This is a genomic window from Halocatena marina (assembly GCF_023276375.1).
Classification (GTDB): Archaea; Halobacteriota; Halobacteria; order Halobacteriales; family Haloarculaceae; genus Halocatena; species Halocatena marina.
This window is the reverse complement of record NZ_JALLPK010000001.1, coordinates 3188898-3215634: the sequence shown is the minus strand read 5'-3', so window position 1 is coordinate 3215634 and position 26737 is coordinate 3188898. Positions and strand designations below refer to the sequence as shown.

Sequence of the window (26737 nt, the reverse complement as noted above, 5' to 3'; positions counted from 1 at the left end):
TGCAGATTCCGGTGTCGATGTTCTATTCGGTCGATGCGCTCGGCGAGGATCGCGCTATTGCATAGCATCGCTGAAGGAAAGTCTCTCATCAGTTCTGACTGAATCCATCTTCGAAGAGAGCATACGTCATCTAGGGTTGGAATTTGGTTAATATCTCCCATTAATACTATTTTTCGAGAGGGCGACGAATCGAACGTCCCACGAAACGGATTGCATCCCGGCCCGTCACGGTTTTGTGTCGCCCTCACTAACCGTTGGGCATGCCCGAGGAGGACGACCTTGAGGAACTCAGACAGAAGAAGATGGAACAGCTCAAAGAGCAACAGCAACAGGACGTGGACGAAGACGCGATGCAGGCCCAACGGGAACAGGCCGATGCCCAAAAGAAAGCGATTCTTCGTCAGTATCTCACCGACGGTGCACGAAAGCGCCTCAACACGGTGAAGATGTCGAAACCCGAGCACGGCGAACAGATCGAACGGCAGATCATCGCGCTCGCCCAGAGTGGCCGCGTCCAGGATCAGATCGACGAAGATCAGATGAAGCAGTTGCTCAGCGAACTGACGCCGGATTCTCAGAGCTTCAACATCCGACGACGATAACGCGTTCCTCTCCCCCATTTCGACTGCGTCTTCGTTCTGGAGGGGAGGCGATACCACACTACCACACAGTTGAAGTGTGCTCTCCGTGAGTTTCGGGTATGTACGACCACATCAAGGGATTTCGAGATTTTTATCCCGACGAAATGGGTGCGCGCCGTCAGGTCATCGACACACTAGAGGCCGTCGGGCGACGGTACGGATTCCGTGAAGTCGGGACGCCAGCGCTTGAACGCACACAGTTGTACGTGGACAAAAGCGGTGAGGAGATCGTTGAAGAACTGTACGCGTTCACAGACCAAGGAGAGCGGGATGTCGCTCTCACACCAGAGCTGACACCGACCGTCGCGCGCATGGTGGTTGACAAACAACAGGAGCTCTCAAAACCAATCAAGTGGTTCTCGACGCGGCCGTTCTGGCGCTACGAGGAACCCCAACAGGGCCGATTTCGTGAGTTCTATCAGACGAACATAGACTGTTTTGGATCGTCGGAGCCGGAGTCAGACGCCGAAATTCTCGCGTTCACGGCTGATGCACTGACTGAACTCGGACTCACGAGCGGCGATTTCGAATTTCGGGTGAACCACCGTGGTGTTCTCGGCGGCCTTCTCGACTCCTTCGACGGTGTAGACGTTCCGAGCGCGATTCGGGCCGTAGACAAGAGTGCGAAGCTTGATCAAGCGGACTATCACGCGCTGCTGGTCGATGCCGGGCTTACTCGAGAGCAGGCGAGCACGTTCGATGCGCTTCTCTCGACGGAGGATCTTTCCGAACTCACTGACTTTGCGCGGACAGAGCGGCTCGAAAACGCCGTGAAAAATCTTCAGGACGTGCTCGCAGCGACGGAAGACTTCGGCGCGAGAGAGTACTGTACGCTCTCACTCGACACCGCTCGCGGACTCGATTACTACACCGGCGTCGTCTTCGAGTGCTTCGATTCGACTGGAGAGGTATCGCGCTCTGTCTTTGGCGGCGGTCGATACGACGAACTGATCGAGAGCTACGGCGGTCAGCCAACGCCCGCTGTCGGTGTTGCACTCGGACACGCGCCGCTGTCGCTGCTTCTCGAACGAGCGGATGTCTGGCCCGAGGAGTCGTTCTCGACCGACTACTACGTCCTGCAGGTCGGTGAGACGCGCGGTGTCGCTGCGAGGATCGTTCGGGAACTGCGCGCGCTCGGTCACATCGTCGAAACCGATGTCTCGGGACGGAGTTTCGGTGCACAGATGGGCTATGCCGATAGTATCAACGCCGAAACGGTCGTCATCGTCGGCGAGCAGGATTTAGCGAACGACGAGGTGACGATCAAGGATATGAATTCGGGCGAACAGACGACGGCACCACTCGATGTGTTCCCTCCTGAGGCGGGTCGTCCGACGTACGAGGACTACGCGTAAACCATGCGAGCGTTCCGGTTGGCCTACGACGGTACGCCCTACCACGGCTTTCAGCGTCAGCCGGACGTTCCGACCGTCGAAGGTGAACTGTTCGCGGCACTCACCCGACTCGGGGTTCGTAGCGGGACCCGCCCTGATGGGTATGCTGCTGCTGGGCGGACGGACGCTGGTGTATCTGCTGTTGCTCAAACGGTTGCCTTTCACTGTCCCGAGTGGCTGTCACCGCGAGCACTCAACAGCGAACTTCCTGGTGCTGTTCGCGCGTGGGCGAGTACTGAAACGTCTGCAGACTTCCATGCGACACACGACGCGACGGAACGAGAGTACACGTACCATCTCTGGGCTCCCAAAGCGTCTCTCGACCGTGCCAGTGCTGCACTCGATGCACTCGCCGGAACACACGACTTTCACAATCTAACGCCAGACGACGAGCTGACGACGCGAACACTCGAAACGAATCTCTCGGTCGATGGATCGTATCTCATCATCACGCTCCGTGCAGGTGGATTTTCACGTCAACTCGTCCGACGCGTCGTCGGGCTGGTCGAAGCGGTCGCCCACGCTGAGCGTGACGACATCGACCGGGTCCTTTCATCCGAAGAGCTGTCAGGACCCGATGGCGTTCCGAACGCACCTCCGGAACCGCTGGTGTTGACCGGCGTCGAATATCCGAATCTCTCTTTTGAACGGGATTCCACGGCTGTGAAGAACGCTAGCAGGATATTTGAGACAAAACGCATTGAACGAGAAACGGGTGCACGGACTGCAGGAACAATAGCAAAAATAGTCAGGAATTGATAATTATTGGGGGCAACACAATAGAAGATGCTGATTGTCGAATATAGCCTCTGTATACGATTATTCGTCGATATTTGCCCCCAAACGGAACCACGTTAATTGATCCTTTACTGGCATAAACCCAATCATACTTACATATATGGCAGTTTTTATCGGTCAGTTACTGGTGACAATGAAAAGGTCGACCAATTCGAGTAGCACGAAAGGGTTGTACGAGCGTTTGAATAGTAGTATTGCTGGACGACTCGGGACAGCTGCCACTGTTGCCATGGTGCTCATTGTTGTCGGCTCCGTGGCTATGGGCACTGTCGCCAGCGTAAATGCACAGCAAGGAACCCAATCCGGGAATAACACGTCCGGGAACGGGGGCGCAGCGGAGCAGTTCGCTGTTACACAGGGTAACAACTGTTATACGGTCTCGCCACTCGGAAATGACACAGACAACGTAGTATCGTTCTACAACTATCGAGGTGAGGGAAGTGGATACAGCTCGCGCGGAACGACTGATCTTCAGGTCGAGGACACCAGCCAGATGTTCCTGTACAAAGGGAACGGTGGGCTGAGCCTCGTATTCCTTCACGATCGGTTTACTGGCAACGCCTCGTCTGGTGGTGGCGCGGTCACGCTTGAGATGCACGGACTGCCAGTAACCGGTGGCTGGACCGTCAAAGACGATGGCTACGCGGGATCGAATGATACCTTCACGTTCAACGAATCCGTGGCCACAGCGTCGTGGTCGTGGGCTGGTGGACGCTCTGACGGTGGTGTCTACCAAGCTAACCCTAACGCGTGGAACTCAGAAGTGAAAATCGTTCCGCGATTCAACAGGGAATCGGCCTCGTACCCTGACCCTGAGTGGGAAGGCGACGAGACCTCGAATCAAGTCCAGCGTTGGATCGTCCGATCTGGTGATGGTGAAGCACACGCGCTTAACCTCTACGAGCCAGTCATGATCCAAAAAGGAACGTGTGGCCAAACCGGTAACCAAATGACCGACTCTGGTGCAGGTGGGTCGAACGGTGATGGTCAGATGGACACATCAACCGAGATGGGAACGACCTCCACCGACTCTGGTGGCTCGTCGAACCAAACTGAAGCGACCGGTCCTGGATTCGGCATCGGTCTCACGGTGTTTGCACTGGCTGCTGCTCTCATCGCCATCCTTCGACGGCGATAGCGGCACCCAAACACCAGAAATCACGGCGTTTGACGCACTGACTATTTTTATTAATGATGGTAATAACTTCTTTATTTTTGCTGCTACTACGAGAGCGACTGCTCTCTCGGCAGCGATTACTGAAACAGTGGATCGACCTCATTACTCCAGAGATTGGCGATGCGTTTAACAGACGACGGACGAACGTTCACGCATGAGTTCAGTTCCTGAACGGGGGGAAATAGACGAGCAGTATAAGTGGGACATTGACGATATTTTCACAGACAGCGACGAGTGGGAGACCGCCTACACAGAGGCTGAGTCACTCATCGAAGAGCTCGAATCCTACGAGGGTGACACAACTAACGATCCCGAAACACTTCTCGATGTACTCAAACTCGCAGAGGAGATGATGCGAACTGTTGCGAACGTCTCTGCATACGCTCGGATGCGAAGCGATGAAGATACTCGCGAGCAGCGCTATCAAGCCCTCTCGACCCGGGCACAATCACTCGCTTCGAGTGCAGGGAGTGCAGCAGGATTCATTGAACCTGATCTTCAATCGCTCACTCGTGAAGAACTCGACGACATGATCGAGGCAGAGCCGGATCTCGAACAGTACGAACACTACTTCGATGACGTACTCCGGATGAAACCCCACACCCGTTCTGCCGAGGTCGAGACGCTACTCGCTGATCTCAGTGAGGTGACCGGTGCGGCGGGCGAAGTGTACACCATGCTGACGAACGCGGACATGGAGTTTCCGGCCGTCGATGATCCCAATGGCGAACCGGTTCGTATTACCCTCTCTAATTTTACGACGCTTCAGAAGAACTCGGATCGTGCGTTTCGCCAAACGGTGTACGAGGCGTTCTACGACGAGTGGGAGACGATTCGCAATGCGGTCGGGACGGCCTACAAAAACAGCGTCACTGCCGATGTGAAGTCGGCCAGAGCACACCACTACGAGACGGCACGCGCGGCTGCCCTTGACAGCGCCAACATCCCTCCCGCTGTGTACGATAGCCTCATCGAAACCGTCAACGAAAATCTCGATGTTCTCCACCGGCACGCCGAACTGAAGCGAAACGCGCTTGGTGTCGATGAACTGCAGATGTGGGACGTCTACACGCCGCTCACCGAGGGTGAAAGTCCAGAGGTTCCCTACGAACAGGCGACAGAATACGTGACCGAGGCGGTTGCGCCACTCGGAGAGGAGTACCAATCTCGACTCGCAGCAGGACTCGACTCGCGGTGGGTTGATGTCTACGAAAACGTTGGAAAGCGTTCCGGTGCGTACAGCAGTGGAACGTACGATACGCAGCCGTTCATCCTGATGAACTATCAGGATGATATCTCGTCGTTGTTCACGCTGGCTCACGAGTTGGGACACTCGCTACACACTCAGTTGACAAGCGAAGCACAGCCGTACATCTACGGGAACTACGAGACGTTCGTTGCCGAGGTTGCGAGCACGGTCAACGAAACGCTACTCACTCACCACTTGCTCGAAACAGTCGAAGACGAACGATTCAGACGGCATGTGCTCGATGAGTACTTAGAGCGGTTCAGATCGACGCTCGTGCGACAGACGATGTTCGCCGAGTTCGAACACCACACACACGAGATCGTCGAAGACGGTGGCGCACTCACTCCCGACCGACTCGACGAGCTGTACGGCGATCTGAAGCGAACGTACTACGAACCGGCTGTCGTAGACGAGCGGATCACCCGAGAGTGGATGCGTATTCCGCACTTCTACCGCGCGTTCTACGTCTATCAGTACGCGACGGGAATCAGTGCAGCTGTCGCGCTCGTCAATCAGCTTCTCAACCACGACACAGATACTGACAAGTATCTGCAGTTCCTCCAGTCTGGCTCGCGGGCGTACCCACTCGATCTCCTGCGAGAGACTGGCGTCGATATGGCACGACCTGCACCGGTGAAATCCGCCTTTTCAACGTACGAGGAGTACATCGAGGAGTTCGAACAACTCATCTGAGCGCGTTAGGGTGGATCGGCGAATTGATGGGGGGGATCTCATCGAGCGATTCCGATGAGACTGTTCGACATCTTTGAATTACTCGAATTTTGCTGTCGATAAAACCTGATACCGCTATTCTTCATCCCGAAATATGTATTTCACGCGCGCCATGCGCTTATCGCACGACGGACATTTACACCGTGCGCCAGGATATGGTCGATTGGGACCCGAGAGGACGTTACACGTAGCACAGCAAAACATCGATGGAGATTCATTTTTGAGATCCTCCCACTCAGATATCTGCATGGAATATCGTATCTCGTCGCCGATATCTGTTCTCACCACCAGCACTACGGTATCAGATCCCATTGTAGAAATCGTGTTCATGACGTATGATAAATCATATGTCTTATAATTTATTTCGCAATACGATTGATTTATTTATAAACGAGCATATTGCACTCTTTGCATCTCCACCGGTCCTCGTCATAATCCTCAAGATTGGCACTCCCACACTCGTGACACACACGCAGTCCCCCCGTCACAGTAACAAATTAGAATTGAGTCTGTATATATCTTTCTTTATTTCTAGTATTTGCTCTATGGATTGTATGTCTATGAGCCGTGAACAGCGTGCAAGAGACAAAAGTAGCGACTAATCGGCCACACGGCTGTCTGAGCCTGTCAGTAGCAGATGGCTGTTCTACTCCTCAGCTCGGTTGACTGCTTCGAGTGCCTCGGCTGCGTCCTTGGTTGCTGTGAGGAGCATCTGAGCACGACTGAGTTCGTCTGCGGCTTCAGCCTGCTTTGCAAAATTCGTAACAGTTCGGACGAGTGACCGACGCGCCTCAGTGAGATCTGTCGTCCGAGTGGATGAGGCAGATTCAGAGGGAGATGCGGTTCTGTGAGACTCCGGCGACGGCGACGGCGACGGTGTCTGTGGCGTCCGTGATTGAGAAGATGGGTCTGATATGTTGTTTTCGTCGATCGGCTCAGCGGGTGTCGTTTCAGACGTATTTGCCGTCTGCTCTTCGATTTCGATGCTTGTCGTCGATTCGGCTTGAGTCGTCTCGTCGGGTTGTTGCTGTTCTGCTGGTGGCTGCTCTCGGACGTCTGTGCCCTGTGTCTGGCAGGTTGGACAGAACTCCTGACCTTGCTGTCGGAACAGCGGATTGCCACAGACATCACAGTGTTTGTTGGTCATTGTCGCTCCCTGAAGGAGGAGTTCGCTCATCCGTTCTGTGGACTTTCGTTTCTTCTCGTCTTCCTCGAACTGCTTTCTGAGCTTTTCGCGTTCGGCTTCCTTATCGAAGTCACTCATGTTCGACTGGAAGTGATCGACCTCAAAAAGGACTGCGACAGGTTCTGCAGGAACCGTGAGTGCGAATCATCGTTTTTGTCTGAATATGAAACGTCGTATTCTATAACATCCGATTTCGATTCTTTCGGTAACCACAAACAACAGGCATAAGAACGCTGTCAGCGTTTTTCTACGAATTCGTTACCATCTCATAAATGGGTAATTTCGAAGCGCTTAACCGAATCGTGAGACGATCTGTGGTATGGTAAAAGTAAGCGTAGTGGGGGCAGCAGGAACGGTCGGTGCGGCGGCCGGGTACAACATCGCGCTCCGTGACATCGTTGATGAGGTTGTGTTCGTCGATATTCCGGATATGGAGGACGTTGCGGTTGGGCAGGCCGCAGACGTGAACCACGGTGTTGCGTACGACGCGAACACGGTCGTTCGACAGGGCACCTACGAAGACACCGCCGGATCTGACGTGGTCGTTATTACGGCTGGCAAACCGCGTGAACCGGGACAGACTCGTCTTGACCTTGCAGGGGACAATGCATCGATCATGGATGATATCGGGTCCTCGCTTGCAGCACACAACGACGACTTCGTGACGATTACCACGTCGAACCCAGTCGATCTGTTGAACCGACACCTCTACGAAACGGGTGACCGCTTGCGCGAGCAGGTGATCGGGTTTGGAGGTCGTCTCGATAGCGCGCGCTTCCGGTACGTCCTCTCGAATGAGTTCGACGCACCGGTCTCGAACGTCGAGGCGACGATCCTCGGAGAACACGGCGACTCGCAGGTTCCTGTTTTCTCGAAGGTTCGTGTGAACGGGCGTGATCCGTCGTTCACAGACGCCGAGAAAGAACGGATCCTCGGAGATCTGCAGGAGAGTGCGATGAACGTCATCGAGCGCAAGGGCGCGACGGAATGGGGCCCAGCGACCGGCGTCGGACACATGGTCGAAGCTGTGCTTAGAGACACGGGTGAAGTGCTACCTGGTTCGGTCGTGCTTGATGGCGAATACGGCCACAGCGGAGTCGGTCTCGGCGTTCCTGTGAAACTTGGGCGCAATGGCGTCGAGGAAGTCGTCGAGTGGGACTTATCCGAACAAGAGAAAGCGCAGTTCGCTGACGCAGCAGAGAAGCTGTCCGATCAGTACAACAAAGTCGCGTAAGTTTCTTCCTGCTACGCTCTGACTTCGTCGTTTCGTCGTCCATCGGCTCGGATGAGTGCCGAGTTCATCAGATGTACGCACGATGAAGGAAGTGACTCTTACTATATTCGAAATTATTTATATGGTTCTATGTGTGTGTGTGTGTGTCATTGTGTTGGTCCGCACCCTTCGCGTCAACAGTTATCTCTCGGTTTGGTTCTCGCTATCGGTTCTGAAATTCTCTGTCACAATCGTAATCGCAGTCGAATTTGTAATCGCGTTTTTCGTACTCATCAGGGAGCGTCGCACCAGTGAGTTCGGCCCATTCGGAGAGGTGTTGTGGCGAGTGCGCGTCCATAAGCACTCATCGTGCCAGATACACGGCGGAGAATATAATTCTGGAGGTCATCGATTAGCTCGTGCTGGCGTCAATTCGTGCATCGGTCCAGTGTATCAGTACGAGTCCGTGAACGAGAAGCAGATTTGTGAGTGCGAAAAACACGAGTTCCTCGATCGGGAGACCAGCAACAGCGAGACCAAGTGCGGTTTTTTCTGCAACTGTCCAGACACCGAGATGGATAGCGGCCGCGTCGGCGAGCCAGAAATAGAGGGTTGGAAGAGCCAGCGCAGAGAGTTGTACGCGCCGGTAGCGCCAGAGTGCAGGTCCGCCGAACGCCCATTCGAGACCAAGAATAGGTGTGATCCAGATGAGAAGCGCACCGAGATAATACCCGGATTCGATCGTGAGAAGCGCACCGCCTGCGAGCGCGAGGGCGAATCCGACGCCCGACCCAACAGGACGCGACGGGAACGGAGCGGTTCCAACACTGGCTTCGATATTCGGATCGAGGTGAGTGAACCAGAGTCCGATCAGCAGTGGCTGAAGAATGAATATAGCATACTCTCCGAGTGGCACGTGCCCGAGCCGGAAGTAAACCACTCCGGAACCGTACGTCCAGACCCCACGAGAGACCAGGTAGTTGTCCCATGGCGTAGCGTACACCACGGTGAGCACAATCAGCGATCCGAACACCGACAACCGCCTCGCTGAGAGTGAGGATCGATTCACGAGCGCAAGCACTACGATTGGAATGAGAAAAACGAGGAAATCGAACGACAGGTACGAGATCGTCATGAGTCACTCGGAGAGCGAGACCGAGCAACAACAAAGCGTCGGTTGAACGGGTTGTTCGGTTCAGGTGGGGACACTGCGCTGAGGAGCATCTCGTGGGGTATATCCACTGTCAGTGTGGTAACTGCGTACGCATCGATGCTAACACTGATAGAGTCAAATATAAGTCTGGCACCCTCGATATCCAGTTCGATGGCAGTGTTGCTACAGGCAGGAGCCATCGATAGCGGCCGCGTCTGGTTACTGCTCGGGACGATCGGTATGGTGTTTGGAACGACGTATTTCGTCGGAACTGGGTGGGGAGAACAGAATCCGAAAGCGAGAAGATACTACATCATTACCGTTGCTGTCTCAGCCATCGCAGCTGTCGCGTATCTTGCGATGACGCTCGGCTACGGTGTCATGACTGTGGCCGACGGCGGTCAAACGCAAACGATCTATTGGATACATTACGTGGATTGGTTGCTCACGACGCCGCTGATATTACTCGCACTCGCGCTGCTCGCGGAAGGGACGCGCCGGATGATCATTATTCTCGTCGGCTTCGACGCTTCGATGATTCTGTTCGGACTTGTCACCGTAATCACGACGAGAGGGATGGCTGGGCTCGATAGCGAGACTTTCCGTTTCGTACTGTGGGGCGCGAGTGTTGTCGCCTACCTCGGTGTGCTCGGGTTGTTAGTCCGCCCGCTCTCACGAGAGGCTGCCAAACAGTCAACGGAGGTGGCGATGCTGTTCAGCATGCTCCGGAACATCGTTATCGTCCTCTGGGCGCTCTATCCAACGATCTGGCTGCTCGGCCACGTGATCAACGTTATCGCTCCGACTGTCACGCTGTTTGCGTACCTCGTTGTCGACCTCCTCGCGAAAATCGGAGTCGGTGCGCTCCTCCTTCGAAGCGATACCATCCGCGAACAAACGACGGGGACGCGAACACCAACGCTTCTGAACTGAGTATCTTCTCCGATTTCGAGAGCCGAGACTGGTGATACACTGCAACTTTCACGCCGTGCGTGAGTACCGAGTATCCTGTGACAGTTTATGGGATTATCTGCTCTCCGTCGTCGTCGTAGACGGTGATGGCATCGACGGGACAGACGCGGGCAGCGAACTTCGCATCGAGTTCTGCGTCCGCTGGTATTTCGCGGACGAACGTGTCCGGTTGCTCTTCTTCGCTGTCTACGAGGATGGCTTTTCCAGCGTTTTCGTCCCGCTCGAATCCATCCCACTCGGCGACGCACTGGAACATTCCAATGCACGTGTCACGATCGAATTCGATCTTCATGTGTCGTGTTTCGAGAACGGCTATCAAATGGCTGTCGGGCCAGAATTGTCTGATCCTACCGCTGTCACGAATAATACGTCTGACATCGTCTACTGCTCTCACTATCTACTATTCTTCCTCGCGCCACAATTTCCAGATCGTTCGGTCTGTTCCTCGTTTTCGAGCTCCGTCTTCTGCTTGAACGCGTCGAATGCGCACAACACGAAACTAACTGATGAAGCGCCCTGCACAGCAGTTAAACCCGAGAAAGCACGAAGTAGTCCGTAATGGATGTCGAATCGCTGCCGGGAGTGCCGGACTGGATGCCGGGGCATCTCCACAGTGCGGGTGTCAAGGAACTCTATCCACCACAGGCGAACGCAGTCGAAGCGGGCGTAACTGAGGGCGAAAACGTCGTTGCGAGTGTGCCGACCGCAAGCGGAAAGACGCTCATCGCTGAGTTGGCGATGATTTCCAGCGTTGCTCGTGGAGGCAAGGCGCTGTATATTGTCCCACTGCGGGCACTCGCAAGCGAGAAGCACCGCGAATTCGAGCAGTACGAGGAGTACGGTGTCTCGATCGGCGTCTCGACTGGGAACTACGAATCGAGCGGCGAGTGGCTTGCAAAGTGTGACATCATCGTGGCCACGAGTGAGAAGGTCGATTCGCTCGTGCGCAACGATGCGCCGTGGATCGACGATCTCTCGTGTGTCGTTTCGGACGAGGTACACCTCGTTGACGATTCGAACCGCGGACCGACGCTCGAAGTGACGCTTGCAAAACTCAGACGGCACAACCCAAACGTCCAAATCGTGGCGCTGTCGGCGACGGTCGGCAATGCGGATGAGGTGGCCGAGTGGCTCGATGCAGCACTCATTGACTCTGACTGGCGACCCATTGATCTCCGGACGGGTGTTCACTACGGACAAGCGCTTCATTTCGATGACGGAGAACAGACGGAACTCTCGGTCAAGCGCGGCGAAAAGCCAACGGCGGCCATCGTCAGAGAGACGCTCGATGACGACGGCTCGACGCTCGTGTTCGTTAACTCCCGACGCAACGCCGAAGGAGCGGCAAAGCGCCTCGCAAGCGTGACGAACGATGCTCTCACCGGAGCGGAAGAAGAAGGGTTGGAAGCTGTCGCTGAGGAGATCAGGAACGTGAGCGACACGGAGACGAGCTCGGATCTTGCGCACGTTGTCGAGCGTGGGGCAGCGTTTCACCACGCAGGCTTGGCGAGAGACAACAGGACGCTCATCGAGGACGCCTTCCGCGATCGACTCGTCAAGGTTGTCGTAGCGACACCGACGCTTGCGGCCGGTGTGAACACACCGTCGCGGCGCGTAGTCGTGCGCGACTGGCGACGCTATGACGGCTCTGTCGGCGGTATGGCCCCGCTATCGGTACTCGAAGTTCACCAGATGTTCGGGCGGGCGGGCAGGCCAGGACTCGATCCATACGGTGAGGCATTACTGCTGGCGAACAGCCACGACGAGTTGGACGAACTTTTCGAGGAGTACGTGTGGGCCGAACCCGAAGCGGTCCGTTCGAAGCTTGCGGCTGAACCAGCACTCCGGACGCACATTCTCGCTACCGTCGCCTCGGGCGTTGCGGATTCGCGTGAGGAGCTGTTGACGTTCCTCGATCGAACGCTGTACGCCACACAGACGAATGAACGAGGGCGTCTCGAACGAGTGACTGATGACGTGATCGCGTATCTCGTCACGAACGAATTTCTCGAACAGACGGGCGAGCAACTCATCGCTACGAGCCTCGGCCACACAGTCTCGCGGCTGTATCTCGATCCGATGAGCGCAGCGGAGATCGTCGATGGGCTCCGTGGGGCAAGCGAGCCGACGGCGTTCGGGCTGTATCATCTTGTCTGTCGAACGCCGGATATGTACGAGCTGTATCTGCGCTCTGGCGACCGTGAGGAGTACACGATGACGGCGTACGAGCGCGAGACGGAGTTTCTCGGAGCGATGCCGAGCGAGTTCGAAGAAGGCCGTTTCGAGGAGTGGCTTTCGGCGCTGAAAACGGCCCGTCTCCTCGAAGATTGGGCGAGCGAGGAGGACGAGGACCGCATTACGGATCGCTACGGCGTTGGGCCGGGCGATATCCGTGGCAAGGTCGACACCGCCGAGTGGCTCCTTGGCGCAACGGAGCGACTCGCTGGCGAGTTGGATATCGAAGTCGCGCCAGCGGTCCACGAGGCGCGAAAGCGCGTTCAACACGGTGTCAGCGATGAACTCATCGATCTTGCTGACGTCCGTGGCGTCGGGAGAAAGCGCGCCCGAAGGCTGTATGATGCGGGCATCGAGACGCGAGCAGACCTCCGCGAGGCCGAAAAGAGCGTTGTGCTCGGTGCGCTCCGTGGTCGGACGAAAACGGCAGAAACTATCCTCAAACACGTCGGTCACACCGACCCTTCGATGGACGGTGTTCGTGCGGACGAACAGGCACGACCCGAACCAGAGACCCCACGAGCACAAGAGGATCAGTCGAGACTCGGTGATTTCTGATGCAACTACTCGAAGGTCGGGCGACCATCGACGACGTAGACGCATTCATCGCACAGCTTGGAGAGATTGAATCCGAGTACGAAACGACCGTGCAGGCGTTTGACGCCCGCTATGTGGTCGATCGGGCGCATCTCGAACGGGCACTCGCGCTTGCGGATCGAGCCATCGAGCGAGGAGCAAACATCGCGCGCGAGCGAGGAGTGGAAATATTACTGTACGCAGCCGGACGAAGGCAGATCGATCAGGCGCTCGAATTGGGCGTTAGCGAAGGCGAAACGGAGATCGTCGTGTTGGTTGACGGTGACGAGCGCGCTGTCGAACCGGTTCGGTCGATGCTCGAACCGGCGGCGACACTCGGTGCGTACGACGAATCTCGGGTGCGATCGTACTTCGATATCAGCGATGCAGAGATCGCAGCGACGGACGCAACGCTTTCGGATCTCGTCCGCGAACGAGTTGCGCTGCTTGATGTCGAGAAATAACTGCTGACGACTCAGTGAAACTTCGGCGACGCTGTGACCGGGTGAGCAATACGCGTCGAGACTAAATGGTGAATCAATGAGTGTGACCGCTGATTCAGGTCGGGTATCGCTCACTGTCGAGGGGACGGGAAAACGACCACAACAAACCGTTGAGATACAGTACTACGAGACAGGAACACGAGACACCGCGGAGCCGCCGCTCGTCCTGTTGCATGGTATCGGTCTCGACGCGGCGCGGGTGTCGTTTCGTCATTTCATCCCACCAACCGCTGAGAATCGGCGGGTCATTTCGTTCGATTTCCCCGGACACGGGAAGAGCGAGAATCCCGATGTTCAGTACACGACGTCGTTCTACCGGGAGGTGTTCGAACGGTTTCTCGATACACTTGCTGGAGACAATGTCGATCTGGTGGGAACGTCGATGGGGGGATGTGTCGCCCTCGGGCACGCGCTCGATGCGCCCGAAACGGTTCGAAAGCTCGTTCTCGTGAACAGCTACGGTCTTGGTGGAGACGCACTGTGGCGGGCCCCTGCGAGTCTTGCACTCCGGTTGCCGGGGACTGGTCGGCTGCTCTGGAGAACAGCGACGGATACGCGCACAGCAGTTCGAAGGAGTCTCCAAGGACTCGTCGGAGACACCGTGCCGGATGATCTTGTCGAAGATATCTATCGAATCGTACAGCTGCCGGGCGCTGGACGAGCGCAGACGAGTTGGCAACGGAGCGAATTCCGCTTTGATGGCTTGAAAACGAATCACGTTCCACGACTCCCAAATCTCACTGTACCGACGCTGTTCGTTCACGGTACAGCCGATCCGCTCTTGCCATCGAACTGGTCAGTCCGGGCAGCACGGGACAGTCCAGAGGCCAATCTCGAACTCATCGACGGCTGTGGTCACTGGACACCACGCGAACGGCCAAACACGTTCAACAGCATTGTGACCGAATTCATTGAGTGAAACTGACACTCGACGAATTGGTCGACGTGCGAGTGTGTTTGCATTGTCACTCGATCTCTTGTGGACCACGAAAAAGCGACGCGATCAGTTCGGCGATTCGTCGATAAGAATGGTTGCTTCGCCGTCGATGGCGATCTGCTCGTCGTCGGTGAGAACTTGCGTGATGAGACGGTAACGGTTGCCTCCAAGGTTCTCTGCAACCTCGACGTAAGCGCTGGTATACTCTCCGATCGGGATCGGTCGCAGGAACTCTACGTCCTGTGATAGGTAGATGACGTCGCCCGGGAGTCGAGCGAGCGCGGCGCTGATCAACCCAGAAGCGAGGATCCCGTGGACAATTTGGCCTTCGAAGCGTGTCTCTTTCGCCTTCTCTGCATCGAGATGGAGTGGATTAGTATCACCGCTGGCTGTCGCAAAGCGTACGACATCCATCTCGGAAAGCGTCTTCGAAAACTGGATTGAGTCATCGACTGAGAGCGTTCCATCTTCGCGGATAGAACGTTTGGTATTCCATTCTTCGAGGGTAGCGTTGGGCGTGATTCGCTCTTCGGTTGGTGTTTCTTGATCAGCGGAAACACCAAACGTAGCGACAGCGGCCCGGTTCGCCTCGATCAAACTATTGAACAAGAGGGACGACGACCGCGTCCACGCTCGAAAAATGGACGGGTATGACCCGGAGCTCATGAACGCCTATACTTATCGGTCGAGGTTTAAAAACTGTCGGTTCCTCCCGAGGAGTTGACAAACGTTATGGTATTGAATGGTATTGAATGGTGATGAGCGCAATTCTTAAGTCTCAAAAGGTGTTCAGTGGTAATAGGCGATGTCAAACGAGAACGACGGTCCCATGTGGCCTCCGACTGCGTTCACTCGGGGGGTACAACAGGCCAGCGAACAAGCGATCGATAATCAACAAAAGATGATCCGACAGATGCTCGGGCTGGCCGATCCGTCGGGATTCAGCTCCCAGCTGGGAGCATTGAGCCAAACAGCGATGTTCAAAACGAGGGTGCAAAGCGGTGGACGCATCAGCATCCCCGATGCTGAACGCGAAGCCCTCGACATCGACGAAGGTGACATCGTTCAAACAATCGTCGTCCCGGTCAAACGCAATCACACTGGTGAGACCAATGAGTGAGTACACGACACCTATCAGCACGGCGTTCGAACTGCAGCGCAGCACGATCGAGCAAGGACGGCAGATGTTCGAGCGATCGATCGAGATGCAACAGAACATGACCCATGCGTTCGTCGGGAGTATGGGTTCACAGGAGGACGCGCAGCGACAGGGTGTCGAGCTATCGCGTAAAACGCTGCATACGTATCTCAACACGGTCGAAGCAACGGTTCCCGGACTGACCGGCCCTGTCAACGAAGTCCGTGCGATGATCGATGAACAGTACGACGCGCTGCTTGATGCCCACAGAGAATCGTTCGATGTGGCTGAAGATGAATTCGAGAAGGGCATCGACACCTACGACGAGATGATGGAGGAGTACCTTCGGGTACTTTCCTCGCAGACAGAGCTACTCCTCGATGCGCACGAGGATATGGAATACCAGACTGTTGACACATTTGAACAGGTCAGACTGCAGATCGAAGAGCTGCAGTCTGATATGGATGCACAGTCAAAACAGTTCCAAGAGCGTTTCGAGGAGCAAGCTGAACTGTTCCAAGAGCGTTTCGAGGAGCAGGTAGAACAGTTCGAAGCGTTGCAGGAACGAGCAATCAAGCTCGAGGACGCATAAACTTTCATTCACCCTCCTACTATTTAGAAACCGATGGCAATGAGTGACACGGGAGAGGACGTATTAGAGCACTGGAACCGGGCGATCGAACAGATGAACGAGACGATGACAAAGTCGGTCGAGCAGAACATGGAGACCCAAGCGAAATTTATGGAGTCGTGGGCGGACACGATGGAGCAGTCGATGCCGGACGAGGAGATGATGACTGAGAGCTTCGAGGCGTACAACCGCGCTTACAGCGTTTGGATGAACGCTGCTGACGAGATGTTCGAGCGCACTGTCGACGCCGCGGAGGGCGAAGACGTCTCCATCACCGAATTCCGCGATATCTGGTTGCGCACCGCAAACGAGGCGTTCAAAGAAGTGATGGGCACCTCGGCGTTCGCTGCTGCGACCGGTGATGTTGTTGAAACGATGATGGAAATCCAACAGCAGACAGAAGAGATCAGTCAGGAGACGCTCGCACAGCTTGGACTCCCGACCCGGGAGGAGGTTGACGAAGTTGCACAGCGCCTCGTCGAACTCGAACGACGACAGCATCGGGTCGAAGAGAAGCTCGATCGAATCATAGAGCAACTCGAATGAACGATCATGGCACCTAATAGTCAACGCAAACGCAAGGATGATATCAACTACTCCCCGTCGCTGATGAATCCGTTTACGCTGGCGCTCAACACCCAGCGCGAGGTCCTCAACGAGACCTCTGAGTCTCTTTCTAAGCTTCCGGTCGTCGCGGAGCGACTCGATCAGACTGCGTCTGTTGAAGTAGGTCAGACTCCAAGCGAAGTCGTTTACACCGAGAATAAACTCGAACTACTCCACTACGAGTCGCAAACGAGTGAACAGAACGATGTCCCTATTCTCATCATCTACGCGCTTATCAATAAGCCGTTCATTCTCGATTTGCAGCCCGACAGAAGCGTCGTCAGACGCCTGTTGGAGGAAGGCCACGATGTGTACCTCATCGACTGGAACGAACCCTCGCGTCTCGATTCGGTTCTAACACTCGATGATTACGTCAACCGATACATTCAAAACTGCGTCAAGGAGATCTGTCGTCGATCTGGGCGGGATTCGATTAACATCCTCGGCTACTGTATGGGTGGGACGATGTCAGCGATGTACGCTGCACTCCATCCCGAGAAAGTCAACGCGCTCGGATTGATGGCGGCCGGTCTCTGTTTCGAGGACACTGGTGGTATCCTCGAACTGTGGGGTGATGAGGAGTATTACGACCCGAACGATCTGACCGAAACCTTCGGCAACGTGCCTGCAGAGATGCTGGACGTCGGATTCGCACTGATGGATCCCATCTCGAACTTCATCAGCAAGTACGTCCGACTCTACGACAATCTCGAAAACGAAGATTTCGTTAAGAATTTTGCCAGAATGGAACGCTGGCTTTCTGACGGTATTGACGTGGCAGGTGAAACCTACGTCCAGTTCCTTCAGGACATATACCAGGAAAATAAACTGTACAAAAACGAGATGTATATCGGAGACAAGCACGTCGATCTCCGCGAGATCGATATGCCACTCCTCCAGATCGTGGGAGAGTACGATCATCTCATTCCGTCGGAGTCGTCGAAACCGTTCAACGACGCGATCGGCAGCGAGGATGTACGAACCATCGAATATCCGACCGGCCACATCGGACTCTCTGTTTCCAGTAGCAGCCACGAGGAAGTTTGGCCGGAGGTGGCCGACTGGTTCCACGAACGATCGTCCGACACTGTCGAGAATGATGATGATGACGCGTTCGAATCATCTCGTACGGGAGCGAGCGGTTCCGAAGCTACCAACGGAGAGGACAGCGGTGTTGCGGTCCGGGACTCCACGACCGGTGTTGACACCGGGTCTGGCGATGAGAACAGCGACAGCGAGATCGGTGACGACAGCCACACGCCAAACAAATCAGAACTAACTGCCGATGTCGAGTCAGTTGATGGCATCGGTCCGACGTACGCGATGCGTCTGCGCGAGGCTGGCATCGAGACGGTCGATGATCTTGCAACGACCACAACTGACACGGTTGCCGAAACCGCGCAAGTCAGCACCACACGCGCCGAGAGCTGGCTTGACCAGATCTGAGAGTGTATTACTGTCGTCAACTACCCCACCCTAAGCGCCTTCGGCGCTTTGAGGGTGGGGCTTGTCCGTGAACTCGGCCTCGAACCCGTCAGGGTAGGCGGTGAATCCGCTCTTCGGCGTCACCGTTCCAGACTTGAGGGCGAGCTGACTGTCGCCCGTCCGCCGAGACGACTGTTGGCCTCGACGGACGTACCGCATACCGATGTTCTTCGCCGCGTTGTAGTCCGCGTTCGCTTCCGACCCGCATTTCACGCATTGGAAGTCGTTACGAGACGAGCGATTCTTGTCTGCCGTGAATCCACACTCGGAACACCGCTTCGACGTGTACGCCGACCCGACTTGCTTCACCGAGATTCCGACCGCTTCGGCTTTGTACTCCACTTGCTCGTACAGCGTTCGGAACGCCCACTTGTGCCCCCACGACGCGCCGGTCCGGTCGCGGATGTGGGTGAGGTTCTCGAACGCGATCACGTCGCAGTCGTAGCGAAGTGCTTCGTCTAGCAGCGCGTTCGACGCTCGGTGTAGTACGTCGCGGACGTAACGAAGTTCCCGACCACTCGACTGTACGAGGGTCCGGTGGGCGCTTCGCGTCCCGGTCTGTTGCAGGCCAGCGCGTGCCTTCTTGAACTCGCGGAGTCGGTGGGTTAGCTCCCGCCCGCTGAAGAAGGAGGCGGTGCTGGTGACGGCGAGGTTTTCAATCCCGAGGTCAACCCCGAGAACCGTTCCGTCCTCGGCGGTATTCCGTTCGGTATCGTTCTTGTACCGGCGGAAGCCGATATGCAAGAAGAACTCGCCGTCTCGGGCGGTGAGCGTACTTTCCGTAACACTCCATTCGTCCGAGTCGAGATACTGACGCTGGTAGCCATCGTCGGCGTCGGGAAGGTCGAGCGGACACCGAACCCGGCTCTCCGTTGTAGAGAGGGACACGGTAGCGTCATCGAACAGTGTCATCGTCCGCGTATCGTACTTCACAGTCGGCGCGGTGAACGTCGGTTTGCTGACCTTCTTGCCTTTCGACCGGCGTTCGATACAGCCGGTGATGGCTTGTGCGGCTTGGTGGGTGGCGAGAATCGCGTGCTGACTACCGAGGTCGGTATCTTCGCGCACAGAGTCGTAGGCGAGGGGTTGGACGTCACTCTTGGCATTGCAACGTCCCCACGCGAGTTCTGTGGCGATTTGGCATCCCCGTTTCCACTCGGTGATGGTGTCTTCGAGCAAATCGCGTTGCTCGCCGTCAACCGAGAGGCGGGTGATTGCCGTCCGACGCACGTAGTCGTCTACCACACATTCAATGTAACCTCGTGGCTATTTACAGATAGTGGGAATGCCGAGCTGTACGAACGCGCTCCTCTCCTCCCTACCGCTCGCGTTCGCTCGCGCTTGAGGAATGGGACTCCGCGCTGCCGTTTAGTTGAATTTTCGACCGTCGGTATATCTTTGTATTTAGGTACATAATTTCTATTCATGCTTGACGATCAAACATGCGTAGTGACTGGTGCATCACGGGGCATTGGGAAGGGCATTGCCGAAGAATTCGGCAAACACGGTGCGGATGTGGTCGTCAACTATCGGTCTTCGGAATCCGAAGCGTACGCGGTCGTCGATGCGATCGAGGCGTCCGGCGGGAGTGCTATTACTTGTCAAGGGAACGTCGCCGACTACGACGACGTAGATGCGATGTGCGAACAGGTCCACGACACCTTCGGGAGCGTTGACGTGCTTGTGAACAACGCTGGTATCACTATCGATAAGAAGTTCGTAAATATGACGCGTGAGGACTGGAAGCGTGTCATGGAGATCAACCTCGGGGGTGTCTTCAACTGCACACACTGCCTGTTCGATGATTTACTCAAAGCCGAGAATGGTCGTCTGATCAACATTTCGTCGGTGGTGGGCCAGCAAGGAAACTATGGGCAAGCGAACTACGCGACTACCAAGAGTGGACTGTTCGGCTTTACGCGCACGCTTGCGTTGGAAATGGCTCGATCTAGCTCAACTGCCAACTGTGTCGCTCCCGGCTTTGTCCGAACCGACATGCTCGATAAAGTCCCCGAACACGTCCAAGAACGCATCATAGAGCGCATCCCGCTCAATCGATTCGCCGAAGTTGCGGACGTTACCGGTATCGTTCGCTTCCTCGCAAGTCCTGAATCCCGTTATATGACCGGCCAAATTCTCGCTGTCAACGGCGGTATGGAGTGGTAACGACCCCCTCAAACGGAGCTCGTTTTTCATCGTACATCCAGCGACAGTTCATCGCAATCGAGTATCTCCGCTCGGGAGCTTGGACTGTAAACACAACGATGCTGTGAGAACGGAGGGAAACTGTGAGGATGGGTGAGCCGGAATTTGTTATAACAGCATGAGGATCGCAGTTATTGGCGGTGGTCGAATCACGGATACTGAGACGGAGTAAGAAACCGCTCGGGCGGTCGGTCGACTCCTCGCAACGCGCGGTCACGAGATTGTCTGTGGTGGATTGGGGGGCGTGATGGAGGCGGCGTGTCGTGGTGGATCGGACGCTGGTGGGCATACCATCGGTATTCTTCCGGGAACCGACCGCGATGGGGCAAACGAGTACGTCGAGACGGTCATCACTACGGGGATGGGAAACGCACGGAACGTGCTCGTGGTCTTGAACAGTGATGCGGTCATCGCTATCGATGGTGCGACTGGTACACTCTCCGAAATCGGACATGCGCTCGATTATGACCGTCCTGTCGCCGGGATCGACACGCACGATCTCGCGGAACTGACGGGATTCGAGTCGGTCGAAACTCCTGAGGAAGCGGTTGCATCGGTTGAACGACGTGTCTGATTGGTACCCCCGATTTTGCACAATATATTAATTCATTGACAGAGGGCTTCCGAAGCATCAAGATGTGTTGTTCGCTCTCGTTAAACTGCGTCTACGAGGAAACGACGCGCTACATGAGTACAATCGTTATTTTGGAAATGGTTTCCCGTTTGAGGAACGAGATCTGCGGCGCGTCCACGGTAATTTCACCGCCTCCCTCACGCTTTGACAGTCACGCCTGCGAACAGCGCGTGATCAAATCAACGCTCTATTCGAACATCAGACAACAAAGAATTATACATTTCAGACAAGATACGTGGCGTATGGGACTGGCAGACGACGGTGAGGAAAGCGTCGAGGAGCAGGTTACACTCTCGACTGGACAGACGGTAACGCTTCCGCTGTCCACGGACGTAACGATGATGAGTGTGGTCTTTTCAGCCGCTCTCGATCCCGTTCGTGCGCTTCTTCCGTCGTGTCTTTCGCCAGTGCGCGTAGGACGCAAACGAGCTGCGGTGACGTTTCTCTTTGTCAGATACCACAGCGTCGACGATGGATCGCTTGAGCCGTACGACGAGTTTGGTGTTCTCATTCCGGCAACCCGCCCGTCGTCCAGAGCAACCCCCATCCTATCGAGGCTCCCTGGTGGTGTGGGTGGCTACGTCCACTCGCTGCCGGTCACGACCGAACCGTCACGGGCACTTGGTGACGAGGTGTGGGGATATCCGAAGGTTGTTGGCGACATTGAGCTAACAGAGAGTGGTCAACGTCGGCGCATACGCGTAGCGATCGACGGCGAACAGTTCATCACGCTCGAAATTGATCAACCACCGGAGTTCGATTTCTCGGTTTCTGCGACGACCGAAAGCTACACCGTACTAGACGGAACCGTCATTCGAGAGCCGCTATCGTTCGATGGTGAGTTGGGAATGCGGCTACCTAGTAAGCGAGCATCGTACACACTCGGAGACTGGGGGTCGCTCAAAACATTCGACATCGGTGAGCGAGCACTTATTCGGTGCTACGGGAGGGGGACGTTCGTCGTTCATCCCGGCAAACCGATCCACTCTGAGTAGTCATGACCCAATGCCCCGGACTCATTGTTGTGCACGCGAGGCAAGCCATCCTTCAACGACGTATGTGAACACGCCCGACACAACTCCGACGACGACAGCAACGCCAATCATCACACTGAGCGTGACTCGTTCCTCTCCAAACAGGTGGTAGGCTTGGATGAGGACAAGAAATGAGAGTGCGGCGATGACGCCCCAAAGGAGGCTCGCCTTCGTGCGCCCTCTCACTCGTCGCTCACGTCGGCAACGACTTCGACCTCGACCTCGACACCCTTTGGGAGTGCACCGGCTTGAACAGCGCTGCGGGCTGGCGGCTCGGATTCGAAGTAACTCGCATACGTCTCGTTCATCTCCTCGAAGTCGTCGATGTCAGCGAGAAACACCGTCACTTTGAGTATGTCCTCAAAACCCGCGCCGGCGGCATCGAGGATCGCGCCAACGTTGTCGAGCGATTGGCGAGTCTGTTCGGCGATTGGAGCATCATCGAGCAGTTCCCCGTCCGGAGTGAGCGGGATCTGCCCCGCGCTGAACAGAAGCTCTCCGTTCGTGGTCGACTGGCTGTACGCGCCGACTGCTGCAGGAGCATCGTCTGTGCTGATCACGCGCTTCATACACGGCGCAGCCTTGCCAGAATCATAAATCCTCTCTTCGTCCGCGGCCAGTTCTCGTCCGGTGTGCACGAACCGACCGCCGGTCAGCGAAGTCGCTCAACGGCCTGTTCGAGCTCTTCGCGTGTGTTGACGTTCTTGAACGTATCGAGACTGCTGTGTTCGCACACCGCATCTTCATCGACGATGATGTAATCGAGATCGGACAGCGGCGCGACGGTCCGTCGCGCTCCTGTGTGTAGTGCCATCTCACAAGCGTCTGCCATCTCTTGTGCACGATAGACGGCATGCATCGTTTGGAGCCATCGATCGTCGAGCTGTGGCACGGCCGCATCGTGACCGACCGCCTGATCGAAGAGATACGCGACGAACGCGCTGTCGATAAGCGGCATATCGCAGGCAGTGACGAACGCGTATTCGTGTTCGACCGCTCGCAATCCTGTTGCCATTCCACCTACCGGACCAACGTCGGGTGTCTCATCTGGAGCGAACCGCAGGGGAGAACCGTATCCAGCCAGTACGTCCCGAATCGATTCGATTTGTTCTTCCCGACAGTTGATTACGAGTTCGTCGATGACTGGCCCGAGGCGGTCTGCAACTCGTCGAATCATCGGAACACCAGCGACATCGACGACTGACTTATCATCGTCGCTGTCACCGAATCGAGTCGAACGGCCGCCTGCGACGATGAGGCCGCTGTGCATGGTTGTACATAGAGTGGATCGAAGAAAAACCAAACGTGCCGAACGACCCGCCAACAGCATAGCATAGTATAGTATAGCGTAGTATAGTTGCCGAGCTAATAGTAGAGTAGACTACGATAGAATTACTGAGATACAACGGAACAGTATGGGGCTGCTCGGATTTGAACCGAGGTCAACGGCACCCAAGGCCGCAAGTATACCAGACTAACCCACAGCCCCGTGATACGTTTTTGTCGACCAGTAACCTAATCGTTTCGTTTTCGTCCGATGATGTTGATAGACGAACTCACCCAAACTGCTTGTTCACTCGGATCGGTCGCTCTTTTCGTGTCGTACCGTACACAGGACCAGCCACAGATAGACAGCGAATTCTTGACTATCGCCAAACATGCGGGAACACACATAGCGCAGTTTTCACTATGAGATACTACTAGAAAAATTATATTATTGATTGAAACCGGCAGAAGAGAGTGTTATACGAGTAAAATGGTGTGTCGTAACGATTTAGACGCCACGCGTGTTTGTACTCGTATGCCGGATTGTCCACTCGCGGACGAATGCCCCAGTTATACAGAACGTATTGAGGGAATGGGGTGTCATCATTTCAGTGAACGCGGGGGGGCGGAGTGGTGTAATCACTATCATCAGCCCATCCGTGAACTGAAGTCCCAGCCCGTCAAACGTGGCGAGGAGATTGTGGTCGAAGTGACTGATATCCACGAGAGTGGTGCCGGTGTTGGTCGGACCGAGGACGGATTCATCGTTCTCGTCGATGGGATACTTCCCGACGCTCGAGCGAGAGTGAAGATCACGACGGTCCACTCGAACCACGCTCGTGGCGAAGAACTCGAACGCCTCCCGCTGGACGAGGACGAGGACGAAGACGAGGACACGGATGAGGGTGGAAACGGTGGTGAGGGAGATACTGCTGCAGGACGCGAGGAGGATACTGAAGAGCAGCCGCTCGGTAGACAGCGACTTGGGAGTCGAGACAACTTCTGGGGCTCGTAGCTGATGACCGACCGACCCGACGACAGTTCCCTCTTCGAGCGTGTCGGGTTCGATACCGATCGAAGCGTACTCACCTACCGGCAGGCCGAAATTCTTTGTCTCCGCGAGCAGGACATTTCACAGGCAGAAATCGCTGATCGGCTTGGTACGTCGCGCGCGAACGTTTCTAACATCGAGTCAAGCGCCCGCGAGAATGTGGACAAAGCCCGCGAAACGGTCGCCTTCGTCGAAGCGATCGAGGCTCCAGTACAGGTGACAATCGAAACCGGGAGCGATCTGTACGATGTTCCTTCGACGATCTACTCAGCCTGTGACGAGGCTGGTTTGAAGGTGAACTACGCTGCACCGGAACTCATGGCGCTCGTCCGCGATAGCGCAGGAGACGCTATTCGTGAGCGAGAAGTGTGCTGCGAGCTGCTCATCGGAATCACGAGTGATGGGCAGGTCCGTGTCCGATCGTCCTGATTTGTACAGCCAAATTATTCGCGCAACTGTTCGACGACATCGCGCACGCGCTGGGTATCTGTGTTCGGAACGACCAGTACACGCCCATCGTAGGCTGCGATGGTGAGATTTGAGACGCCAACAGCGCTGATGTGACTCGTCTCATCGGCAGCGATAACGCAGTCCTCCGCGTCGATGGTGAGCACGTCTCCAGTCGTGACGTTTCCGTCTTCGTCTGTCTCGTGCACTCGCTGGAGGGCATCCCACGATCCGAGGTCGTCCCAGGTCATCTCTGCGGGCACCATGGCTATCTCATCTGTTTCCTCCAGTATCGCGTAATCAATACTCACCGAGTCGATAGCGGCGAATCCTCGCTGTTCCTCGCCCACATCGAGTGCCGCAACGAGCGGCGCAAGCTCGGTTTCGCGGGCTTCCTCAAGGAGTGATGTGGGCGTCCACGAGAACACGCCCGCATTCCAGTAGAAGTCATTGTAAATGTACCGCGCTGCGGCTCCCGGATCGGGTTTTTCGTAAAAACCGGCAACATCGTAGTATTCGCCGTGATCCTCGCCAGGTTTGATGTAGCCGTATTCGGTGGCTGCGCGCGTCGGTTCGATGCCGAGCGTCACGAGTTGGTCGGTCTCACGTGCGACTCGCAGTGCGCGCTCTGCGATCGAAGCGAACGAGCGATCAACGTGGTGATCGCTCGGCACGCACAGCAACACTGGATCATCCTCTCGTTCGTGGATGCGGTGGGCGGCGTAGACGAGGGCCGGCCCGGTGTCTTTCCCTTCGGGTTCGGTCAACACTGTCGCATGAGGTGCGTGCTCTGGGATTTGATCTGCGTACTCGGGGCGCGTAAGGACGTACACCGTATCAACGATTTTCTCGACGCGCTCGACAGTCCGTGAAAGCAAGGAACGTCCGCTCTCGTCGAACGAAAGAAACTGTTTGGGTCGATCGGCTGAACTCGCAGGATAGAGGCGCGTTCCAACGCCGCCAGCGAGAATAACTGCGATCTCCATATCGGACGGTTCTTCTCGGCTGAACAAATCATCTCCGACTGTGGATGAGAGAGCGAGCTGTCTGTACGTTACCCAGCCGCAACTGACAGCCTTACCACGTTTCTATTCGTCCATCGTTGATGTCCTCGACACAGCCCCGACAGTCCTGATGATCGGGATCAAAACAGTGCGGTCGCCCGCGGTCATCGAGGTCGACCGAACGTTTTTCTGCGTAGCGACGACAAACAATGCGCGCTTTCCCCTCTCTGTCGATCGGGAGACCCGAAATCGTCGCGTTTTTCGAGGCGCTGTAGGCTCGCATCGCTTCCTCGCACTGTCGTCCAGCCGACCTGAATTTCGTTCGAAGCAGCAGTTCGAGCCGACGCCTGTTACTCATGCCGACGAGTTAGTTCGGCATTGATAAAAATCGTCGCCATCGTGAACATCACGATGAGTCTCCCGAAATACATCGAAATACCACTATTTTTACATACTATCATTATTCACTT

29 protein-coding genes, 1 tRNA gene and 1 pseudogene are annotated in these 26737 nt (G+C 55.8%); 19 read left to right on the top strand and 12 right to left on the bottom strand.

The features are described from left to right. Positions 1 to 260: 260 nt before the first annotated feature. The 5 genes from MW898_RS15160 to pepF all read left to right on the top strand — a co-directional run bounded on the left by MW898_RS15160 (position 261) and on the right by pepF (position 5952). Positions 261 to 602: a DNA-binding protein gene (locus MW898_RS15160; protein ID WP_248908604.1), complete on the top strand. Its 342-nt coding sequence runs from the start codon at positions 261 to 263 to the stop codon at positions 600 to 602. Positions 603 to 700: 98 nt separating this feature from the next. Further along, positions 701 to 1996: a histidine--tRNA ligase gene (gene hisS / locus MW898_RS15155; protein ID WP_248908603.1), complete on the top strand. Its 1296-nt coding sequence runs from the start codon at positions 701 to 703 to the stop codon at positions 1994 to 1996. A gap of 3 nt (positions 1997 to 1999) precedes the next feature. Beyond that, positions 2000 to 2794, top strand: a complete 795-nt coding sequence (gene truA, locus MW898_RS15150) for a tRNA pseudouridine(38-40) synthase TruA (RefSeq protein ID WP_248908602.1) — start codon at positions 2000 to 2002, stop codon at positions 2792 to 2794. Positions 2795 to 2960: 166 nt separating this feature from the next. Next, on the top strand, positions 2961 to 3971 hold the full coding sequence (locus MW898_RS15145) for a hypothetical protein (protein ID WP_248908601.1): 1011 nt from the start codon (positions 2961 to 2963) through the stop codon (positions 3969 to 3971). Positions 3972 to 4164: 193 nt separating this feature from the next. Then, positions 4165 to 5952, top strand: a complete 1788-nt coding sequence (gene pepF / locus MW898_RS15140) for an oligoendopeptidase F (RefSeq protein ID WP_248908600.1) — start codon at positions 4165 to 4167, stop codon at positions 5950 to 5952. A 685-nt stretch (positions 5953 to 6637) separates the two neighbouring features. On the opposite strand, the gene MW898_RS15135 is transcribed toward pepF, so the two are convergent. Continuing rightward, positions 6638 to 7255: an Sjogren's syndrome/scleroderma autoantigen 1 family protein gene (locus MW898_RS15135; protein WP_248908599.1), complete on the bottom strand. Its 618-nt coding sequence runs from the start codon at positions 7253 to 7255 to the stop codon at positions 6638 to 6640. A gap of 241 nt (positions 7256 to 7496) precedes the next feature. Between MW898_RS15135 and mdh the strand changes: the two genes are divergently transcribed. Continuing rightward, a complete protein-coding gene (mdh, locus tag MW898_RS15130; protein ID WP_248908598.1) occupies positions 7497 to 8411 on the top strand; it encodes a malate dehydrogenase in 915 nt (304 codons plus the stop codon). A 202-nt stretch (positions 8412 to 8613) separates the two neighbouring features. Here mdh and MW898_RS25665 read toward each other — a convergent pair whose 3' ends face one another. Together MW898_RS25665 and MW898_RS15125 are read right to left on the bottom strand one after the other, a co-directional pair. Then, positions 8614 to 8748 (bottom strand): hypothetical protein, encoded by a 135-nt coding sequence (locus tag MW898_RS25665; protein WP_264383066.1) that lies wholly within the window; start codon positions 8746 to 8748, stop codon positions 8614 to 8616. A 54-nt stretch (positions 8749 to 8802) separates the two neighbouring features. Next, positions 8803 to 9525 carry a lycopene cyclase domain-containing protein gene (locus MW898_RS15125; protein ID WP_248908597.1) on the bottom strand — a complete coding sequence of 241 codons (723 nt, stop codon included), beginning with the start codon at positions 9523 to 9525 and terminating at the stop codon, positions 8803 to 8805. A gap of 189 nt (positions 9526 to 9714) precedes the next feature. Between MW898_RS15125 and MW898_RS15120 the strand changes: the two genes are divergently transcribed. Then, the gene (locus MW898_RS15120; RefSeq protein WP_248908596.1) at positions 9715 to 10476 is read left to right on the top strand and encodes a bacteriorhodopsin; all 762 of its coding nucleotides are present in this window, start codon (positions 9715 to 9717) and stop codon (positions 10474 to 10476) included. 85 nt (positions 10477 to 10561) lie between these two features. Here MW898_RS15120 and MW898_RS15115 read toward each other — a convergent pair whose 3' ends face one another. Further along, positions 10562 to 10807 carry a ferredoxin gene (locus tag MW898_RS15115; protein WP_248908595.1) on the bottom strand — a complete coding sequence of 82 codons (246 nt, stop codon included), beginning with the start codon at positions 10805 to 10807 and terminating at the stop codon, positions 10562 to 10564. Positions 10808 to 11073: 266 nt separating this feature from the next. Here MW898_RS15115 and MW898_RS15110 point away from each other — a divergent pair, with 266 nt between their 5' ends. From MW898_RS15110 to MW898_RS15100, 3 genes are all read left to right on the top strand, one after another. Continuing rightward, complete coding sequence (locus tag MW898_RS15110; protein WP_248908594.1) at positions 11074 to 13308, top strand: ATP-dependent DNA helicase; 2235 nt, start codon at positions 11074 to 11076, stop codon at positions 13306 to 13308. Continuing rightward, positions 13308 to 13790, top strand: a complete 483-nt coding sequence (cgi121, locus tag MW898_RS15105) for a KEOPS complex subunit Cgi121 (RefSeq protein ID WP_248908593.1) — start codon at positions 13308 to 13310, stop codon at positions 13788 to 13790. The genes MW898_RS15110 and cgi121 overlap by 1 nt, the downstream gene beginning before the upstream one ends. A 76-nt stretch (positions 13791 to 13866) precedes the next feature. Then, on the top strand, positions 13867 to 14748 hold the full coding sequence (locus MW898_RS15100; RefSeq protein WP_248908592.1) for an alpha/beta fold hydrolase: 882 nt from the start codon (positions 13867 to 13869) through the stop codon (positions 14746 to 14748). An 84-nt stretch (positions 14749 to 14832) separates the two neighbouring features. Here the strand turns inward: MW898_RS15100 and MW898_RS15095 are convergent, their stop codons facing one another. Next, on the bottom strand, positions 14833 to 15432 hold the full coding sequence (locus tag MW898_RS15095) for a MaoC family dehydratase (protein ID WP_248908591.1): 600 nt from the start codon (positions 15430 to 15432) through the stop codon (positions 14833 to 14835). Positions 15433 to 15571: 139 nt separating this feature from the next. On the opposite strand from MW898_RS15095, the gene MW898_RS15090 reads away from it, so the two are divergent. From MW898_RS15090 to phaC, 4 genes are read left to right on the top strand one after another with little or no spacing between them, the layout of a single operon-like run. Beyond that, the gene (locus MW898_RS15090) at positions 15572 to 15886 is read left to right on the top strand and encodes an AbrB/MazE/SpoVT family DNA-binding domain-containing protein (RefSeq protein ID WP_248908590.1); all 315 of its coding nucleotides are present in this window, start codon (positions 15572 to 15574) and stop codon (positions 15884 to 15886) included. After that, on the top strand, positions 15879 to 16496 hold the full coding sequence (locus tag MW898_RS15085; RefSeq protein WP_248908589.1) for a hypothetical protein: 618 nt from the start codon (positions 15879 to 15881) through the stop codon (positions 16494 to 16496). Before MW898_RS15090 ends, MW898_RS15085 begins: the two co-directional genes overlap by 8 nt. 39 nt (positions 16497 to 16535) lie before the next feature. Then, positions 16536 to 17081, top strand: coding sequence for a poly(R)-hydroxyalkanoic acid synthase subunit PhaE (locus MW898_RS15080; RefSeq protein ID WP_248909782.1), 546 nt, complete (start codon positions 16536 to 16538; stop codon positions 17079 to 17081). A 6-nt stretch (positions 17082 to 17087) separates the two neighbouring features. Beyond that, positions 17088 to 18587 carry a class III poly(R)-hydroxyalkanoic acid synthase subunit PhaC gene (gene phaC, locus MW898_RS15075; RefSeq protein ID WP_277999790.1) on the top strand — a complete coding sequence of 500 codons (1500 nt, stop codon included), beginning with the start codon at positions 17088 to 17090 and terminating at the stop codon, positions 18585 to 18587. 30 nt (positions 18588 to 18617) lie between these two features. Here phaC and MW898_RS15070 read toward each other — a convergent pair whose 3' ends face one another. Next, positions 18618 to 19871 carry an RNA-guided endonuclease InsQ/TnpB family protein gene (locus tag MW898_RS15070; protein WP_248908588.1) on the bottom strand — a complete coding sequence of 418 codons (1254 nt, stop codon included), beginning with the start codon at positions 19869 to 19871 and terminating at the stop codon, positions 18618 to 18620. 180 nt (positions 19872 to 20051) lie between these two features. Between MW898_RS15070 and MW898_RS15065 the strand changes: the two genes are divergently transcribed. The 3 genes and pseudogenes from MW898_RS15065 to MW898_RS15055 all read left to right on the top strand — a co-directional run bounded on the left by MW898_RS15065 (position 20052) and on the right by MW898_RS15055 (position 22460). Then, complete coding sequence (locus MW898_RS15065) at positions 20052 to 20792, top strand: beta-ketoacyl-ACP reductase (protein ID WP_248908587.1); 741 nt, start codon at positions 20052 to 20054, stop codon at positions 20790 to 20792. A 157-nt stretch (positions 20793 to 20949) separates the two neighbouring features. After that, a pseudogene (locus MW898_RS15060) lies at positions 20950 to 21405 on the top strand (TIGR00725 family protein). 302 nt (positions 21406 to 21707) lie between these two features. Continuing rightward, a complete protein-coding gene (locus MW898_RS15055; protein WP_248908586.1) occupies positions 21708 to 22460 on the top strand; it encodes an acetoacetate decarboxylase family protein in 753 nt (250 codons plus the stop codon). A 21-nt stretch (positions 22461 to 22481) separates the two neighbouring features. On the opposite strand, the gene MW898_RS15050 is transcribed toward MW898_RS15055, so the two are convergent. From MW898_RS15050 to MW898_RS15035, 4 genes are all read right to left on the bottom strand, one after another. Next, a complete protein-coding gene (locus MW898_RS15050; protein WP_248908585.1) occupies positions 22482 to 22685 on the bottom strand; it encodes a DUF7981 family protein in 204 nt (67 codons plus the stop codon). After that, positions 22682 to 23068 (bottom strand): Rid family detoxifying hydrolase, encoded by a 387-nt coding sequence (locus MW898_RS15045; protein WP_248908584.1) that lies wholly within the window; start codon positions 23066 to 23068, stop codon positions 22682 to 22684. Before MW898_RS15045 ends, MW898_RS15050 begins: the two co-directional genes overlap by 4 nt. An 83-nt stretch (positions 23069 to 23151) precedes the next feature. Beyond that, on the bottom strand, positions 23152 to 23769 hold the full coding sequence (locus MW898_RS15040) for a molybdenum cofactor guanylyltransferase (protein WP_248908583.1): 618 nt from the start codon (positions 23767 to 23769) through the stop codon (positions 23152 to 23154). Positions 23770 to 23915: 146 nt separating this feature from the next. Then, positions 23916 to 23988 (bottom strand) — tRNA-Pro (locus tag MW898_RS15035). A gap of 312 nt (positions 23989 to 24300) precedes the next feature. On the opposite strand from MW898_RS15035, the gene MW898_RS15030 reads away from it, so the two are divergent. Both MW898_RS15030 and MW898_RS15025 read left to right on the top strand, forming a co-directional pair. Then, positions 24301 to 24780, top strand: coding sequence for a TRAM domain-containing protein (locus tag MW898_RS15030; protein ID WP_248908582.1), 480 nt, complete (start codon positions 24301 to 24303; stop codon positions 24778 to 24780). A 3-nt stretch (positions 24781 to 24783) separates the two neighbouring features. Continuing rightward, on the top strand, positions 24784 to 25245 hold the full coding sequence (locus MW898_RS15025) for a Tfx family DNA-binding protein (RefSeq protein ID WP_248908581.1): 462 nt from the start codon (positions 24784 to 24786) through the stop codon (positions 25243 to 25245). A gap of 14 nt (positions 25246 to 25259) precedes the next feature. On the opposite strand, the gene MW898_RS15020 is transcribed toward MW898_RS15025, so the two are convergent. Next, positions 25260 to 26249, bottom strand: coding sequence for a mannose-1-phosphate guanylyltransferase (locus tag MW898_RS15020; RefSeq protein ID WP_248908580.1), 990 nt, complete (start codon positions 26247 to 26249; stop codon positions 25260 to 25262). 91 nt (positions 26250 to 26340) lie between these two features. Continuing rightward, positions 26341 to 26625: a DUF7091 family protein gene (locus tag MW898_RS15015; RefSeq protein WP_248908579.1), complete on the bottom strand. Its 285-nt coding sequence runs from the start codon at positions 26623 to 26625 to the stop codon at positions 26341 to 26343. Positions 26626 to 26737: the final 112 nt, after the last annotated feature.

Coding starts and splice junctions, on each gene's coding strand:
- MW898_RS15160 (WP_248908604.1), top strand. CDS start 261: ATGCCCGAGGAGGACGACCTTGAGGAACTCAGACAGAAGAAGATGGAA.
- hisS (WP_248908603.1), top strand. CDS start 701: ATGTACGACCACATCAAGGGATTTCGAGATTTTTATCCCGACGAAATG.
- truA (WP_248908602.1), top strand. CDS start 2,000: ATGCGAGCGTTCCGGTTGGCCTACGACGGTACGCCCTACCACGGCTTT.
- pepF (WP_248908600.1), top strand. CDS start 4,165: ATGAGTTCAGTTCCTGAACGGGGGGAAATAGACGAGCAGTATAAGTGG.
- MW898_RS15135 (WP_248908599.1), bottom strand. CDS start 7,255: ATGAGTGACTTCGATAAGGAAGCCGAACGCGAAAAGCTCAGAAAGCAG.
- mdh (WP_248908598.1), top strand. CDS start 7,497: ATGGTAAAAGTAAGCGTAGTGGGGGCAGCAGGAACGGTCGGTGCGGCG.
- MW898_RS25665 (WP_264383066.1), bottom strand. CDS start 8,748: ATGGACGCGCACTCGCCACAACACCTCTCCGAATGGGCCGAACTCACT.
- MW898_RS15125 (WP_248908597.1), bottom strand. CDS start 9,525: ATGACGATCTCGTACCTGTCGTTCGATTTCCTCGTTTTTCTCATTCCA.
- MW898_RS15120 (WP_248908596.1), top strand. CDS start 9,715: ATGGCAGTGTTGCTACAGGCAGGAGCCATCGATAGCGGCCGCGTCTGG.
- MW898_RS15115 (WP_248908595.1), bottom strand. CDS start 10,807: ATGAAGATCGAATTCGATCGTGACACGTGCATTGGAATGTTCCAGTGC.
- MW898_RS15110 (WP_248908594.1), top strand. CDS start 11,074: ATGGATGTCGAATCGCTGCCGGGAGTGCCGGACTGGATGCCGGGGCAT.
- cgi121 (WP_248908593.1), top strand. CDS start 13,308: ATGCAACTACTCGAAGGTCGGGCGACCATCGACGACGTAGACGCATTC.
- MW898_RS15100 (WP_248908592.1), top strand. CDS start 13,867: ATGAGTGTGACCGCTGATTCAGGTCGGGTATCGCTCACTGTCGAGGGG.
- MW898_RS15095 (WP_248908591.1), bottom strand. CDS start 15,432: ATGAGCTCCGGGTCATACCCGTCCATTTTTCGAGCGTGGACGCGGTCG.
- MW898_RS15090 (WP_248908590.1), top strand. CDS start 15,572: ATGTCAAACGAGAACGACGGTCCCATGTGGCCTCCGACTGCGTTCACT.
- MW898_RS15085 (WP_248908589.1), top strand. CDS start 15,879: ATGAGTGAGTACACGACACCTATCAGCACGGCGTTCGAACTGCAGCGC.
- MW898_RS15080 (WP_248909782.1), top strand. CDS start 16,536: ATGAGTGACACGGGAGAGGACGTATTAGAGCACTGGAACCGGGCGATC.
- phaC (WP_277999790.1), top strand. CDS start 17,088: ATGGCACCTAATAGTCAACGCAAACGCAAGGATGATATCAACTACTCC.
- MW898_RS15065 (WP_248908587.1), top strand. CDS start 20,052: ATGCTTGACGATCAAACATGCGTAGTGACTGGTGCATCACGGGGCATT.
- MW898_RS15055 (WP_248908586.1), top strand. CDS start 21,708: ATGGGACTGGCAGACGACGGTGAGGAAAGCGTCGAGGAGCAGGTTACA.
- MW898_RS15045 (WP_248908584.1), bottom strand. CDS start 23,068: ATGAAGCGCGTGATCAGCACAGACGATGCTCCTGCAGCAGTCGGCGCG.
- MW898_RS15040 (WP_248908583.1), bottom strand. CDS start 23,769: ATGCACAGCGGCCTCATCGTCGCAGGCGGCCGTTCGACTCGATTCGGT.
- MW898_RS15030 (WP_248908582.1), top strand. CDS start 24,301: ATGCCGGATTGTCCACTCGCGGACGAATGCCCCAGTTATACAGAACGT.
- MW898_RS15025 (WP_248908581.1), top strand. CDS start 24,784: ATGACCGACCGACCCGACGACAGTTCCCTCTTCGAGCGTGTCGGGTTC.
- MW898_RS15020 (WP_248908580.1), bottom strand. CDS start 26,249: ATGGAGATCGCAGTTATTCTCGCTGGCGGCGTTGGAACGCGCCTCTAT.
- MW898_RS15015 (WP_248908579.1), bottom strand. CDS start 26,625: ATGAGTAACAGGCGTCGGCTCGAACTGCTGCTTCGAACGAAATTCAGG.